8 protein-coding genes are annotated in these 14,699 nt (G+C 68.8%); all 8 read left to right on the top strand.

Annotation, left to right across the window (positions count from 1 at the left end; translation table 11 throughout):
* Positions 1-99 precede the first annotated feature (99 nt).
* The 8 genes from H1A17_RS01860 to H1A17_RS35435 all read left to right on the top strand — a co-directional run bounded on the left by H1A17_RS01860 (position 100) and on the right by H1A17_RS35435 (position 14,698).
* Positions 100-1,398: an ABC transporter substrate-binding protein gene (locus H1A17_RS01860; protein WP_194820856.1), complete on the top strand. Its 1,299-nt coding sequence runs from the start codon at positions 100-102 to the stop codon at positions 1,396-1,398.
* 66 nt (positions 1,399-1,464) lie between these two features.
* Positions 1,465-2,445 carry a carbohydrate ABC transporter permease gene (locus H1A17_RS01855; RefSeq protein WP_088642436.1) on the top strand — a complete coding sequence of 327 codons (981 nt, stop codon included), beginning with the start codon at positions 1,465-1,467 and terminating at the stop codon, positions 2,443-2,445.
* Positions 2,438-3,277: a carbohydrate ABC transporter permease gene (locus H1A17_RS01850; RefSeq protein WP_088642435.1), complete on the top strand. Its 840-nt coding sequence runs from the start codon at positions 2,438-2,440 to the stop codon at positions 3,275-3,277. Before H1A17_RS01855 ends, H1A17_RS01850 begins: the two co-directional genes overlap by 8 nt.
* Before the next feature lie 10 nt (positions 3,278-3,287).
* The gene (locus H1A17_RS01845) at positions 3,288-4,688 is read left to right on the top strand and encodes a GH1 family beta-glucosidase (RefSeq protein WP_309236666.1); all 1,401 of its coding nucleotides are present in this window, start codon (positions 3,288-3,290) and stop codon (positions 4,686-4,688) included.
* A gap of 551 nt (positions 4,689-5,239) precedes the next feature.
* The gene (locus H1A17_RS01840) at positions 5,240-6,175 is read left to right on the top strand and encodes an NYN domain-containing protein (protein WP_309236665.1); all 936 of its coding nucleotides are present in this window, start codon (positions 5,240-5,242) and stop codon (positions 6,173-6,175) included.
* A gap of 710 nt (positions 6,176-6,885) precedes the next feature.
* Complete coding sequence (locus H1A17_RS01835) at positions 6,886-8,433, top strand: DUF2397 family protein (protein WP_194820854.1); 1,548 nt, start codon at positions 6,886-6,888, stop codon at positions 8,431-8,433.
* A complete protein-coding gene (locus H1A17_RS01830) occupies positions 8,430-9,713 on the top strand; it encodes a DUF2398 family protein (protein WP_194820853.1) in 1,284 nt (427 codons plus the stop codon). The genes H1A17_RS01835 and H1A17_RS01830 overlap by 4 nt, the downstream gene beginning before the upstream one ends.
* The gene (locus H1A17_RS35435) at positions 9,710-14,698 is read left to right on the top strand and encodes an SbcC/MukB-like Walker B domain-containing protein (RefSeq protein WP_194820852.1); all 4,989 of its coding nucleotides are present in this window, start codon (positions 9,710-9,712) and stop codon (positions 14,696-14,698) included. The genes H1A17_RS01830 and H1A17_RS35435 overlap by 4 nt, the downstream gene beginning before the upstream one ends.
* The last annotated feature ends 1 nt before the right edge of the window (position 14,699 follow it).

The following is a 14,699-nucleotide window of genomic DNA, read 5'->3' as shown; positions in this document are numbered from 1 at the left end:
GCACCCCCCGGATCCGACGGTCCCGGATCTCCGACTGCCGGCCCCTCGCGCACGCCACCGCACCGACACACCCCACCACCAGAACCGGAAGGTCCGATCGTGTCGAGACGACGCCTCGCGATACTCACTGCCGCAGTCCTGGCTGCCGCCCCGCTGACCGCCTGTGGTGGCTCGGACGACCCGTCCGGCGGGTCCGCCAAGACCCTCACCTACTGGGCCAGCAACCAGGGGGCGAGCCTGGAAGCCGACAAGCAGATCCTCCAACCCGAACTGGACCGGTTCGAACAGCAGACCGGTATCAAGGTCAACGTGGAGGTGGTGCCCTGGTCGGACCTGCTCAACCGGCTGCTCGCCGCCGCCACCTCCGGACAGGGCCCGGACGTGGTGAACATCGGCAACACCTGGTCGGCGTCGTTGCAGGCGACCGGGGCCATGGTCGAGTTCGACGACGCCACCCTGGCCAAGGTCGGCGGCAGGGACCGGTTCGTCCCGGCCGCGCTCGCCGCCGCCGGGGCCCCGGGTAAACCGCCCGCCGCGGTGCCCCTCTACAGCCTCGCCTACGCCCTCTACTACAACAAGAAGGCGTTCGCCGACGCCGGCATCACCACCCCGCCGACCACCTGGGAACAGGTGGCCGAGCTCGGCCGCAAGCTGACCGGCGACGGCCGGTGGGGCCTCGCCGTCGAGGGTGCCAACGCCTCGGAGAACGCGCACCACGCCTTCACCTTCAGCCAGCAGTACGGCGGCGAGTGGTTCGACTCCGCCGGCAAGCCGACCTTCGACACCCCGCAGAACGTCGCCGCGGTCAAGCGGTACGTCGACCTGATGGCCACCGACAAGATCATCAACCCGAGCAACGCCGAGTACGCGCAGAACCAGTCGGTGTCCGACTTCGCCAACGGCAAGGCGGCGATGCTGCTCTGGCAGGCCGCCGGGGCGAACCTCAAGTCCCAGAACATGGCCGCCGACGCGTACGGCGTGGCCCCCGTGCCGTTCCTGGCCGCCCCGCCGGCCGGCGGCAGGAAGGTCAACAGCATGGTCGCCGGGATCAACATCGCGGTGTTCAAGCACACCAGGAACCCCGACGCCGCCCTGGAGTTCGTGAAGTTCATGACCAGCGACGCCGAGCAGGTGACGCTCAACAAGACGTACGGATCGCTGCCGCCGGTCACGACCGCCGCCAGCGATCCGGCGTTCACCGCCCCCGAGCAGAAGGTGCTCCAGGCGACCCTCGCCACCACCGCGGCTCCGCTGCCGCAGGTTCCCGACGAGAGCACCTTCGAGACCCTCGTCGGCACCGCCATCAAGGAACTCTTCGCCGACGCCGCCAGCGGCAAGCCGGTCACCGAGGACAGCGTCCGGCAGAAGCTGAGCAAGGCCCAGCAGCAGATGCGCTGACCCGCCGGACCGGTGGCCGTGGCAGGGACGCCGACCCTGCCACGGCCACCCCGCGAGAGGACCACGATGGCCATCACCACCGTCCACGACGCCACCGGGCGCGACGGGCCGCCCCGGGGCGGGGCACCGCAGAACCGCCCCCGCCGACCCCGCCGCTCACTCCTGCCGTACCTGCTGCTCGCCCCGGCCGTCGTGCTGGAACTGGCGATCCACGTCGTGCCGATGCTCGTCGGCGCCTGGATGAGCCTGCTGGAGCTGACCCAGTTCCACATCCGCGACTGGTCCACCGCCCCGTTCGTCGGCACCGAGAACTACCGGATGGTGCTCGATCTCGACTCCGCCGCCGGAGCCGAACTGCTGCACTCGTTCCAGGTGACAGTGCTCTACACGGTCTGCTCGGTCGGCCTGTCCTGGGTGCTCGGCACCACCGCGGCCGTGCTGCTGCAACGCCCGTTCCGCGGCCGGGGCCTGCTGCGTGCGCTCTTTCTCACCCCGTACGCCCTGCCGGTCTACACCGCCGTGATCACCTGGAGTTTCCTGTTCCAGCGCGACAACGGCCTGGTCAACCACGTGTTGGTCGACCAGTTGCAGCTGCTCGGCGATCGGCCGTTCTGGCTGATCGGCGACAACAGCTTCGTCGCGTTGCTGATCGTGTCGGTCTGGCGGTCCTGGCCGTTCGCCTTCCTGTGCGTCATGGCCGGCCTCCAGAACATCCCGGCCGACCTGTACGAGGCCGCCGCGATGGACGGCGCGGGCTTCTGGCGGCGGTTTCGCTCGGTGACCCTGCCCATGCTGCGTCCGGTCAACCTGGTGCTGCTGCTGGTGCTGTTCCTGTGGACCTTCAACGACTTCAACACCCCGTACGTGCTGTTCGGCGGCTCCGCGCCGGAGCAGGCCGACCTGGTCTCCATCCACATCTACCGCAGCTCCTTCAAGACCTGGGACTTCGGCTCCGGCTCGGCGATGTCGGTGGCGCTGCTGCTGTTCCTGCTCCTGGTCACCGCCGGGTACCTGCTGCTCACCAACCGCCGGAGGAACGATGCGTGAGACCACCGCCGAGCGTTGGGCCCGCCGCAGCGTGTTGACCCTGCTCACGCTGTTCGTCCTCGTCCCGCTCTACGTGATGGTCAGTTCGTCGGTCAAACCGCTGCAGGACGTGCAGAACGCGTTCACCTGGTGGCCCCGCCGTCCCACCGTCGACGCGTTCGTGGACATGTGGTCGACCGTGCCGCTGGGCCGTTACCTGGTCAACAGCCTGGTCGTCTCCTCGGTGGCGGCGGTCCTGTCGGTGGCCGTGGCGATCTTCGCGGCGTTCGCGGTCAGCCGCTACCGTTTCCGCGGCCGGGGCCTGTTCTCGGTGACCGTCTTGTCCACCCAGATGTTCCCCGGCATCCTGTTCCTGCTGCCGCTGTTCCTGATCTACGTCAACCTGGGCAACGCCACCGGCATCCAGTTGTACGCCAGCCGGACCGGCCTGATCGTCACCTACCTCACCTTCTCGCTGCCGTTCTCGATCTGGATGCTGGTCGGCTACTTCGACTCCATCCCGCGCGGACTCGACGAGGCCGCCCAGGTCGACGGTGCCGGCCCGCTCCGCACGCTGTTCCAGGTGGTGCTGCCGGCGGCAGTGCCCGGAGTGGTCGCCGTGACCGTGTACGCGTTCATGACCGCCTGGGGTGAGGTGCTGTTCGCCTCGGTGATGACCAACGAGGGCAGTCGCACCCTGGCCGTGGGCCTCCAGGGCTACTCCACCCAGTTCAACGTCTACTGGAACCAGGTGATGGCCGCCTCGCTGGTGGTCAGCATGCCCGTCGTCGCCGGCTTCCTGGCGTTGCAGCGTTACTTCGTCGCCGGCCTCACCGCCGGCGCGGTCAAGTGAGTCCGCCACCGTGTCCCGCGAGGAGAACCCCGACGTGCCCGACCTGTCCACGCTGCCAGCCGACTTCATCTGGGGCGTCGCGACCGCCGCCTACCAGATCGAGGGTGCCGTCGCCGCCGACGGCAGGGCACCGTCGATCTGGGACACCTTCTGCCAGGTGCCCGGGGCCGTCGACAACGGCGACAGCGGCACCGTCGCCTGCGACCACTACCACCGGTGGCCGCAGGACATATCCCTGGCACGCGGCCTCGGCGTCGACGCGTACCGGTTCTCGGTGGCCTGGCCCCGGGTGCTTCCCGCCGGCGTCGGCCCGGTCAACCCGAGAGGGCTGGACTTCTACGACCGGCTGGTCGACGCGTTGCTCGCGGCCGGGATCCGGCCGTTCGTCACGCTCTACCACTGGGACCTGCCGCAGGCCCTCCAGGACCGGGGCGGCTGGCCGCAACGCGCCACTGCCGAGGCGTTCGCCGACTACGCCGCGGTCGTCGCGGCCCGCCTCGGCGATCGGGTCGCCGACTGGACCACCGTCAACGAGCCGCTCTGTGTGTCCTGGATCGGGCACCTGGAGGGCCGGATGGCACCGGGCGAGCGGGATCTCGCGCGCGCGGTGCGTACCTCCCACCACACGCTGCTCGGCCACGGCCTGGCCACCCTGGCGGTCCGCGCCAACGCCGCCCGCCAGGCCTCCGTCGGGGTGGTGCTCAACCTCAGCCCCTGCGAGCCCGCCACCGACCGTCCGGCGGACGTCGCCGCCGCCCACCGGATGGACGGCCACGTCAACCGCTGGTGGCTGGACCCGCTGCACGGCCGCGGCTACCCCGCCGACATGCTCGCCACCTACCAGGTGGAACCGCCGGTACGCGGCGACGACCTCGCCGTGATCGCCACGCCGACCGACTTCCTCGGGATCAACTACTACTTCCGGCAGGTCGTCGTCGACGACCCGGACGGCCCCCCGCCGTACGCCCGGCAGGTGCCGGTGCCGGGGGCGGTGCAGACCGCGATGGGCTGGGAGAACCATCCGGCCGGGCTGGAACGGCTGCTGGTCGCGGTGCACGAGGAGTACGCGCCGGCCCGGATCGTCGTCACCGAGAGCGGGTCGGCCTGGCCGGACCACGTCACCGCCGACGGCACCGTGCAGGACCGGGAGCGCACCGACCATCTGGAGCGGCACCTGGCCGCCTGCGCGGCCGCCGTCGACCGGGGCGTTCCCCTCGCCGGATACTTCGTCTGGTCGCTGCTCGACAACTTCGAGTGGGCGTACGGCTACGACAAGCGGTTCGGTCTGGTGCACGTCGACTACCCCACCCAGCGGCGCACGGTCAAGGCGAGCGGGCTGCGGTACGCCGACCTGATCCGCGCACACCGGCAGCGCACCGGACCGGCGAGGACGGTCCCGGTACGCCGATGACGGGCCGACGGGGCCCGGGAACCCCTGGGTGTCGCACCGGGTGACACCCAGGGGCCCGACCCATGCTGCGCGACCCCGAAGCACCCGCCCTCATTAGGCACCAACTCGAAGCCCTGCTGCTCACCACCGGCGTCCTCACAGCACCCGAGTAGACCGGAGCGGGCAGCGTCCAGCACCACCCGACCAGCACGTATCAAGATCAACGGATCCTGTCTCTGGCGGTGCCACTCCCCCACCATGCTGGTCGTGATCGCACGGCTTCACCATGCTCCACCGCCATGCTCGCCGTTGTCGCGGCCGGATCGGTCACCTGCGCCAGCATCGGTGGCCTGCTGCGCGGCGTCGTTCCTGGAACGATCCCTCATCGTCGGCTTGGTTCTGTCCTTGATCAAGGCGTGGTGCTACACCCCGACCCCCAGGACGACGCGATGTCAAGATCGCGGATGCCGTTGCCTGCGGGCGGCCGCAGCTGCGCCGCCGGGATGCGGCCTCGATAGTTGCGGCACGGGGGTGGCATCCTGTGGATCGTGAGGCCTAAATGCTCCCTCTACGTGGACGTCGGTTACCTGCTCAGCGCCGCGGCGGTCCGGGTGACGGGGACGTCGCTGCGGAACGGGATTCAGGTCGACTACGAGTCACTGATCGACGCGCTGGTCCAGCAGTCCGAGGCGCTGTCGGAGCTGCCGATGTTGCGCGTGCACTGGTACGACTCCGCGAGAGACGGCGTGCCCGACGGCTCGCAGCAGTTCATCGGTGAACTGCCCAACGTCAAGCTGCGGCTCGGCCGGTTCGGCGTGGATGGCCAGCAGAAGGGTGTCGACCTGCGTATTGGGCTCGACCTGGTGATGCACGCGCGCAACGCGGTTGCGGACGTCTTCGTCCTCGTCTCGGGGGACGATGATCTGACCGAGGCCGTGGAGGAGGCTCAGGTGCACGGGGTGCAGGTCATTCTGCTCGCCGTCCCCAACGGGCAGGACCGGCCTCACGGCATCAGTCGGCATCTGATCCGGGCGGCCGACGGGCTCAAGATCATATTTCCGGACGCCATCGACACTGCCGTGACGAAGATGGAGACACCCTCGGCGGTGCCGTCACCGATGGCGGTGTCGCTGGGCGGGCACCCGCGTGCCAAAGCCCCGTTGACGGGCTCCACCGCGCAGGAAGGCTCACCAGCAGCCCGCCTGTCGTCCGCGCCCGCCGCCAGTGGGGCCCTGGACATCAGGACGGGCACGACGAATCACGAGGACCCTCCTGACCTTGCCGAACAGATCGGCTCGATCGTCACCAACGTCCTGACGACTTTCCGCAGTTCGGCCACGCCGGAGGCCCTGGCGGAACTCACCGCCGGGAAACCATCGATCCCCCGCGACATCGACAAAGCCCTACTGACCGACCTGTCTGATCACCTCGGGGAAGTCGATCTGAGTGAAGCCGTGCGACACCAGCTTCGGGCTCGGTTTTGGGAGCAGTATGACCAGGCCTGGTAGTGCTTTGTTAGGTTCTGTGGCGCTTGTTGCGGTGTAATGGTTTCACGGGTTGGTGGCAGGTGAGGCAGGCGCCGGTTCAGGTCCCGAGGAGCCTCCGGCAAACCGGGGGAACCTCATCCTCGTTGCCGGCTCAACCCTGACCGTCCTCGTCGTGCTGGTGGGTGCGCTGCGGCGGGTGGCCCGTCGTTGACCAGACCCCCGCTCCCGCGATCGCGGCACATCCTCCGAGGGGATGCCTGAACGCGTGGCAGGCCGGGTCCCGCCGTGCCTCGGTGTCGGTCTCGGGATGCCAGGGTGACGACGACCTGCGGGAGAACGCCTGGCAGTCAGCTACCGGTGTGGGCCGGTCGAATGACGGTGAAGACGGCTCCCGCCGGGTCGGCGAGCGCGCAGACCCGACCGGTCACCACGTCGCGCGGCGGCACGAGCAGAGGCCGTGGTGCCGGGTTGAAGCTGACCGGTGCGGCGTATGCACCCCAGCAGCCAACGGCGGACGACGCGGCGCGGCAACGTCTGTTCGCACGTCCTGACGGCAAGCTTGTCCTGGCCGACGGCTGTCGATTCCTGGGCGCAGGGGCTGCGCTTCGTCCCCTGAAGACCGTAATCTTGCGGCGTCGGTCACTGGTGCGTCTCGGAGAGTAGCGAGGAGTGTTGGTGAGTGCCGCGCCGAGGGCGCGGTAGGTAGGTAATGGTCTTGTGGGAGGAACTGCGTGCCGAACCCGCCACGGCTGTGGTGGCAGGACATCGATCCGGTCGTGTGGCGGTGTTTCGGCCAACCCGAGGACCTGGCGCGCGAGCGCAACACGGCAGTGTTGGCAGCTCTGGAGGAGTTGGCGACCCGCGCCCCGATGTCGACGCCGGCCGACATCGCCGCGCAGATGCGCGACGTCGGTTTTCGTGACCAGATGACCGAATTCGAGCTGCGCACGGTGCTCGACTACCTGACGAGCGCGCATCTCGTCGAGCCATTCCGGGACTATGCGGCGCTCAACGCGGGTTTGGATGCGGTGGTCCGCCGGCAGGAGGCGTGGGCGCTGACCAGGATCGGCCGGGCCGTGGTGGCTGCGGTGCGCACGGCTGTCGTCGACTCGCGGCGGGCGCTACAACTGCCGAGCCGTCTTCTCGACAGCGTCGAACGCACGGTCCGTGATCTGATCGAGCATCTCACTTCCGATGCTGGGTTGCTGCCGACCGATCTGGATGACGTCCGGACGAGGCTGGACGAGATGCAGCGTGTCACCGCCGACTTCTACGCTGCGCTGGCGCAGATGGTGCAGTCTGATGTCACCGACGATCTGCTGTTCGGGGAGAACCGTGATCGTGTGATCGAGGCCCTGCGACAGTTCCCGCGTGAGTATGGGCGAGCGCTGCGCCGGGTCGAGGCGGCCCTGACCGACTTGGAGTCGGTCGGGCACCGGCCGCTGGTCGAGACCGCCGCCATGCACGCGGGCCTGCTCGACACCCGTGATCAGCAGGACTGGATCGACGAGCGGGTGCGTCGGCTGTCTGACCTTGCCGCCTGGTTCGCCCCTTCGGGTTCGGTGCAGCGGTTGATCTCCTCGGCGGCTGGTGCCGTGCACACCCTCCTGGTGGCCATCGATCGACGCTACACAGCGCTGCGGCGTGGCTCGGATCTGGCCGCCGACTTCCGGGAACTCGCCTACAGCTTGTACGCCCAGCCGGACGACGAGGCCGCGCGCCGCGTGTATGCCGCTGCGTTCGGCCAGTGGCCTGCCGTGCATGCGGTCGTCGGGACGACCGAGGAGGACGTTGCCCACGCCACCCCGGCAGCCGGTGGGACCAGCCGGCACCAGGTGGATGTGATCCTGCGCGAGCACGAACGCGTCGGTCGCGCCAGCGGCCGTCCCCGCAAGGTCCCGGATGCCGGTGCTGCCCGTGCTGCCGCTTTGGAGAAGGCCGGAGCCACTGCGGCGAACCGGCGACGATTCAGCGCGTTGCTGGTCACCGACGGCGAAGTGCCGCTGAGCCATTTCACCGGTCTGGAGACACCGGCGTTGATGATCCTGCTCGGTGCGATCGAAGTAGCGCGCAACACGATTGATGCCGCTACCGGATACGGCAAGGCTCATGCCGAGGGTGCCAGCGTGGTGGTCCGGGTCAGGTTGGGCCGTCCCGAGACGCACCTGCCGGTCCGGTTTGCCGAAGGGACTCTGGTGGCGCCGGAACTTCTGATCACCGTGACACCGACTGAAGTCGCCCTGGGTCTGCAGGTTGTGACGAGGGAGGGTGCCGCATGACTCAGCGGCTTCTCGACCCGGATCTCGCGGATGCGGCACGTCACCTGATTCTCGCCTGCCGGATCTCTTCGGCCGATGACCCGGTTCGCTACCGTGTGGTGTTGCGCGGCCGGCGGGAGCTCACCGATTTCTTCCGGACGGAATTGGGGTGGACCCTGCACATTCACGACGTTGGTGGGATGGTGCGGCTGCATAAGCGCCGTGACGATGTTCCCGGGGATCGCGGGCCGCGGCTGCAGCGGCGAAGTGGACGAGGCGAGTTGGCTCCCGCTGAGGTGCTGGTGCTGGCCGCGCTGGTCTGTGAACAGCTGTGGCGGCGTCCGCGGATCAGCCTGCGCGAGCTGTTGCAGTCGGTGGCTCAGGTGTGCGCTGCCGAGGCGGCCACGGGTCGGCTACCGGCTTTCCGGATCGTGGCGACGGACGGGGTCAGCAAGCGTGAAGCACAGGCCGCACGGGCGAACATTGTGGATGCGATAAAGCTGCTGCAGGTCGACGGGGAGATCGGCGTCGACGCGGACTTGGACCGGGCAGTGACAGACGAGAACGCTGAGGTGTTCATCACCGCTGACCGCGACAGCCTCGCTAACAAGTTCGCCTCGCTGTCACCGACGCTGTTGTCGTTGAGCGCCCGGGCCCCCGATCAGCACGTCGCCACGCTGACAGCGATCTCACTTCCGGATGCCGAGCCCGACGCCGTCGCGCAACGGCAGGCCAGCGTGGAGGGGCGCCGGCTGACCGCGCTGCGGCGGGTGGCGGACGACCCTGTCGCTGATCCGGACAACGACCCGAATCCGGTCGGATACCTCGCCACCTCGACCGGCCGGGAACGCGCGTTGAACATCGCCGCCGCGCTGGGGCTGGTCGCCAGCGTTCGCCGTGACTGGTGGGAGATCACCGACCCGACGGGAACCGCCTCTGACTTCGACTTCCCGCAGGGCCGCAAGACAGAGCGCCAGGGTGCGCTGGCCCTGCTGTCGCACCTGCCGCATCACGGCGCGTCCGAGGTAACCGCCGGGGAGATTACGACGATGTTCGAGGAGATCCGTCGAGACATGCCGCGGTGGGCGGCCGGCTATGCCGAACGACTGCCCGTTCTGGCCCGGGCCGCTGCTGGGGAACTGGTCACCGCCGGCCTGCTGCGGGTCACGGGCGATGAGGACCGGTGGCAGGTCACACCGGGCGTGCACCTGTGGCGCGTGCGGGCACGACATGGCCAGCCTGCTCGTCCGGGCCGCCACCGCACGGAAGCCGATTCGGACCCGAGGGAGGAGCCGGCGTGAGCCTCATCGCGCACCCGGGTCGACAGCCGATCGGGAGAAGCGACGATGCCGGCCCGGTGGCGGATTGGAACGACGGACCGGTCGCTGCCGACAGGTGGCAGCCGACCCGGGCCGGTGCGGTGAACTCGTGGGCGTGGACCGATGAGACGCTGATGTTCGCCGATGGCTGGCTGGCGCTGGCCGGGCCGAACGGATCTGGTAAGTCCTTGACCGCCTCGATGCTGGTCACCGTCCTGCTCGACGGCGAGGTGTCGCAGAAGGCGCTGTCGGTGTCTGGTGAGGCCGTCGGCACGCTGATAGACCGGCATACCGACCGCAACGCCAAGGAGGACCGTACCGGAGCGTGGTGGCTGGAGTACGGCTACCGCGATACTGGCACCGGCGAGGTTCGCTACCTGACGACCGGGTTGTGGCTGCGCTCGCAGAGCAGCGGCTTGCAGAAGGCGTTCTTCATCATGCCGGGTCGCGTCGGAACCGACCTCTTCCTCGCTCGACAGCGGGACCCGGTACCGGTCGAAGGGCTCGCCGAGCAGGTTGGCGCCGCGGACGGCCGATTGTTCACCTCCCATGACCGTCTTATCTTGAAGGTCCGGGACTATGTGAACCTTGCCGAGGAGAACCAGTACCGCGACGCGATCCGTACGACGTTGTTCGCGCCGTTGGACTCGGTGCAGTTCGACGCGCTCGTCGGAGTGTTACGCAGCCTGCGCAGCGTCCGCACCGCAGAGGCGATCTCCCCGAATCAGATGCGCGCGGTGCTGACCGAGGCGCTTCCGGCGCTGGATCCTCGCGCGTTGCAGTTCATCGCCGACACGATGGAACGCATCGCTGACCTTGAGGCACAGCTGAAGCAGGCCCGTGCCGAGATTCGGCAGCTGGAACAATCGGAGCAGCAGTACCAGCGCTACATTGACGCGATTATCGCCGAGGAAGCCGCCCGCTTGGCGAATGCCCAGACGGTCTTCGACGATCACGCCCGCGAGGCGCGCGCCGCCGAGCAGCAGTTGGCGGACGCGCAGGCACAGGTGGCGCGCGTGCAGGCCCGGCGCGAGGAACTGCGCCGCGAGATCGCCGGTGTTCGCGGCCGGCTCCAGGCTGCCGAGGGGGCGCTGCGTGAGCATGCCGGCGCCGAGCTTCCGCATCTCGAAGAACGCCTCACCGATCTACGCAAGCAGCAGTTCGAGCTGGAAGCGGCCGGTCTGGACTTGCAGGAAGAGTCACAACAGGCCACCCAGCAGGCAGCGGAGTGCGCCGATCAGTTCCGCAACAGTCAGCGCCATCTGACTGGGATCGGCTCGCGTCTACGCGCGACAGCCGGCGATGTCGGGGCGCATGCATTCGTCGATCGTCTCGCCGAGGTCACCGAACAGGTGACGGCAGCCACCAGCCTCGATCGGGACCCACCCACGATTGACCTCGCACAGATCGCTGAAACTCCGCGCGGCTGGATCGAGGCGCGCGAGACGGCTCTTGACGGCATCGACGCGATGCTGCACGAACATGACATAGCGCAGGTCGAACAACGGACCGAGGCCGGGCATCTCCGGGCCGCCGAGGAGGCCCAGGACCGTGCCGCCGACCGCGTTGGCGATGCCCGTGCCGAACGTCGTGCCGCCGAGCAGGACCTACTCGACGCATTGGACCGGTGGGAGGGTGGCCGGGTCCAGCTTCCGTCCGTTGCGGCGGACCTGACGATTGACGCCGAGGACCGCATCGCCCCCGACCGGTTGGTTGCCTGGCTGCATGAGGCGGGTACCGCAACGCGGGAACGGATCGCCCTGGCGGCCAGGGATCAGGACGTCGTGCACGGTACCCGCCTCGTGCACGCTGCCGAGGGTGCGGCACACCGGGCCGCGCAGGCTCGGGATGGGGCCGAACACGTCGCCGATCAGGCTCAACGTGCCCTGGAGAACGCGCAGGCGCAGGCTGACCTCGACCGTGCGGCCGTAGACGAACAGGCACGCCAGGCCCGAGCCGATCATGACGCGGCCGTGGACGCTGCCCACGCCGTCACCGCCGCCGCTGAGCACGCTCTGGCGGCCGGCCGGGTGGACGCCACCAAGGCGGCATCCGAGTGGAGCCGCCAGGTGGCCGGGTGGCGCACCGGGCTCGTCCACCTCAACGGCCGTACGGTGAGCCTGCCCGACGATCCGGATGCCATCGATCTGCGGCAGCCGTTCCTCGATCTGGAACGGGCCCATTCGGCGGCCGTCAACGGTCTGCAAGGCGCGATCGCCGAGGCAGAGCGTGCCGTCGAGGTTGCGAGGCAACGGGTCACCGGGATCGAGGACGAGCTCGAAAAGGCCCGACGGCAGCTGCCGGTGCCGCAGGCGCCGCCGTGGCGGGCGCCCCGCGATCCGGGTCGTGGCGTGCCGTTGTGGGCCGCCGTTGCTTTCGCCGAGCACATCAGTGCAGAACAGGCCGACCGTGTCGAAGGTGCGTTGCTGACCGCGGGGCTGCTGGACGCGCTGATCACTGCGGACCGCCTGGTCGGTGACGGTGACCTGGTGCTCGCCGGTGACGGTCCCGTGGGCGGGCAGAGTCTGGCCGACATTCTCGTTGCGGAGGACGGCTCGGGTGCCGACCCGCGGCACGTGGAATGGCTGCTGCGGGCCGTTGCGGTCGACCTGGCCGGCAGCGACCTCAGCATCGGGCACCTGCGCACCGGCAATGTGATCGCGTCGGCTCCGCCGAACTACCGGGCCACATTCATCGGCCGGGTCGCCCGCGAACGGGCGCGGCTCGCGCTCGTCGCCGACCTCGAACAGCGGCTGGGCACCGCGCGTCACGACCTTGAGGCTGAGAAGCAACACGTTGCACACCTTGATGCCGCTGTCCGCGCGTCTCTGCGGGAGCGGGATGACTTCCCTTCCGCCGACGCGGTTGCCATGGCGCGCGCGCAGGTCAGCCAACTGCAGCTCGGCGTCGCGAAAGCTCAGCAGCAAACCACGCAGGCACTGGCCACCGCCGCAGCGCAGCTCACCGGGCTGCTCGCCGAGTTCGATGCTGTCCGCAATGGCGTGGACAGGGCGGTGGAGACTGCCCTCCGACGACGTGAAGAGGCGTCTGGCGCACTAGAACGATCGAGGCGGGATGAGTCCGATGCCAGCGCTGCCCTGGCCACCGCGCGGGGAGAGTTGGCGGAGGCCACTGAGCGACGCGATGAGGCCCGGACGGCTCAGCAATTGTGCATCGCTGAGGAACAGCGATTCCCCGACGTGGAGCATCTGCGTCGCACCATCCGTGATGAGGACGTCGCCGAACGGGACGAGGTCGCCGCCCGCGCCTCTGTCGATGAGCATCGCCGCCGGCACCAGCGTTCCAGTGACCGCGTCCGCGTGGCGCTGCGCGCACTGCATACTGCTGCGACGCTGCCCGACGGCGCTGTCCTGCCAACCGACCGAGAAGTGTTGCGGCGGCACCGGGGTCTGATCGCTGCCCTGCTGCAGCAGATCGGGGACTGGCAGAGCGCCGGGCAGCGGGCCCTCGACTTGCTGGCGACAGCCCAGCGCGAGCAGCGGGCCGCGGACCGGGTCGCCATCCGGTTCCAGAAGGCGGTTGCCGCCGCAGGCCAGATCCGGCTCGCCGCCGAAGAGCTGGACGCCCGGGTGGAGCAGACTCGGACGCTGTACGGGGCGGAATATGCCGAGCTACGGCAGACGAAAGACCAGCTCGCTGACGAACTGACCGACAAGCTGGCCGAGGTCGAGCGACGCGAGGCCGAGTTCCGTACGCATGACAATGCTGCGGTTGCCGCCGCCACGACGCTTGAGAAGATTGCGCCGCGTCGTCGAGAGGCGGATCAGCACCGCACCGACTGCTTCGATCGAATGTGTCTGCTGATCACCCATGGCTTCGCCGAAGTGCCGCAGACGCTGCCGCGTGATGGCGACAACCGGCCGGCCAACCTGACCGCCGCGCTCACCTGGTCGCGTCAGCTGCTTGCCGGCAAACCCACCACCAGCGCCCGGATGGACACCCTGAGGATCGCTCGGGAACGGGTGCAGAAGCAGCTTGAGAGCACGATGCGGTCCGTCAACCAGGCCCTCGCAGAGTTCGACCAGCAGCTCGACAGCACCACCCTTGAGGGCACGGAGTGGCGGCGTGTCACGCTCGCTGCACCTAACGCCGCGGTCGGCGAGGATCTGCGGCAAGCCGCTGAGACGCTCCGCGCTACGGCCGAAGGCCTCGAACGAGATCTGCGTCAGGACGTCAAAGCGACGCTCAAGACGTCGATGTTCACCCAGCTGCGGCGTGACATCCAGACCCGCCGTGAGGCGGCGAGGGAACTGGTTCGGCAGATTCGGGCCACCCTTGAGAACGTTCGGACCGGTGTGGCCCGCGTCGGCGTGCAGGTCGACTGGAAGGTTCGCGACGACGGCAACTCCCAGCAGATGGTCGCCCTGCTCACAGCGCCGCCCTCCGACGAGGTCTTCGATCAGATGTATGAGATCCTGCGGGAACGGATGGAGGATGCCGGCGAGGAAACCTGGGCCGAACGTGTCGCCCACACCTTCGACTACCGCTCCTGGCACCATTGGGAGATCAGCGTCACGCACAGCAGCTTCGGTGCCGACCAGTTCAAGCCGGTCAACACCCGATCCAACCCGCTCAAGAGCCTGTCCACCGGTGAATCCCGTCTCGCGACGATGCTCCCGCTGTTGGCCGCGGCCTGGTCGATGTATTCCGGCGACACCTACCAGGGGCCTCGCCTGCTGTCCATCGACGAGATCGACGCCGCCTTCGACGACCGTAACCTGCGCCAGATCCTCACCCTGCTGCGAACCTGGGATTTCGACGTCCTTGCGACCACGCCCACCATCGCCCCGCTGATCAAACGCGAAGCTCAGAGCGTCGTTGTTCACGAAGTCATCACCGACGGCCGGCACCGTGTGACCGTCCCGTGGTTGTGGAAGGGTAGCGGGGAACCGACGCCCCTCCCCCTCGCCGTTCCTACCGCGAGCACGACGCCGGTGGGGCACTGAA

It is taken from the genome of Micromonospora sp. S-DT3-3-22 (assembly GCF_015354745.1).
Taxonomy (GTDB): domain Bacteria; phylum Actinomycetota; class Actinomycetes; order Mycobacteriales; family Micromonosporaceae; genus Micromonospora; species Micromonospora wenchangensis.
Note: the sequence above shows the minus strand (reverse complement) of the source record. Positions and strands in the feature narration are given on the sequence as shown.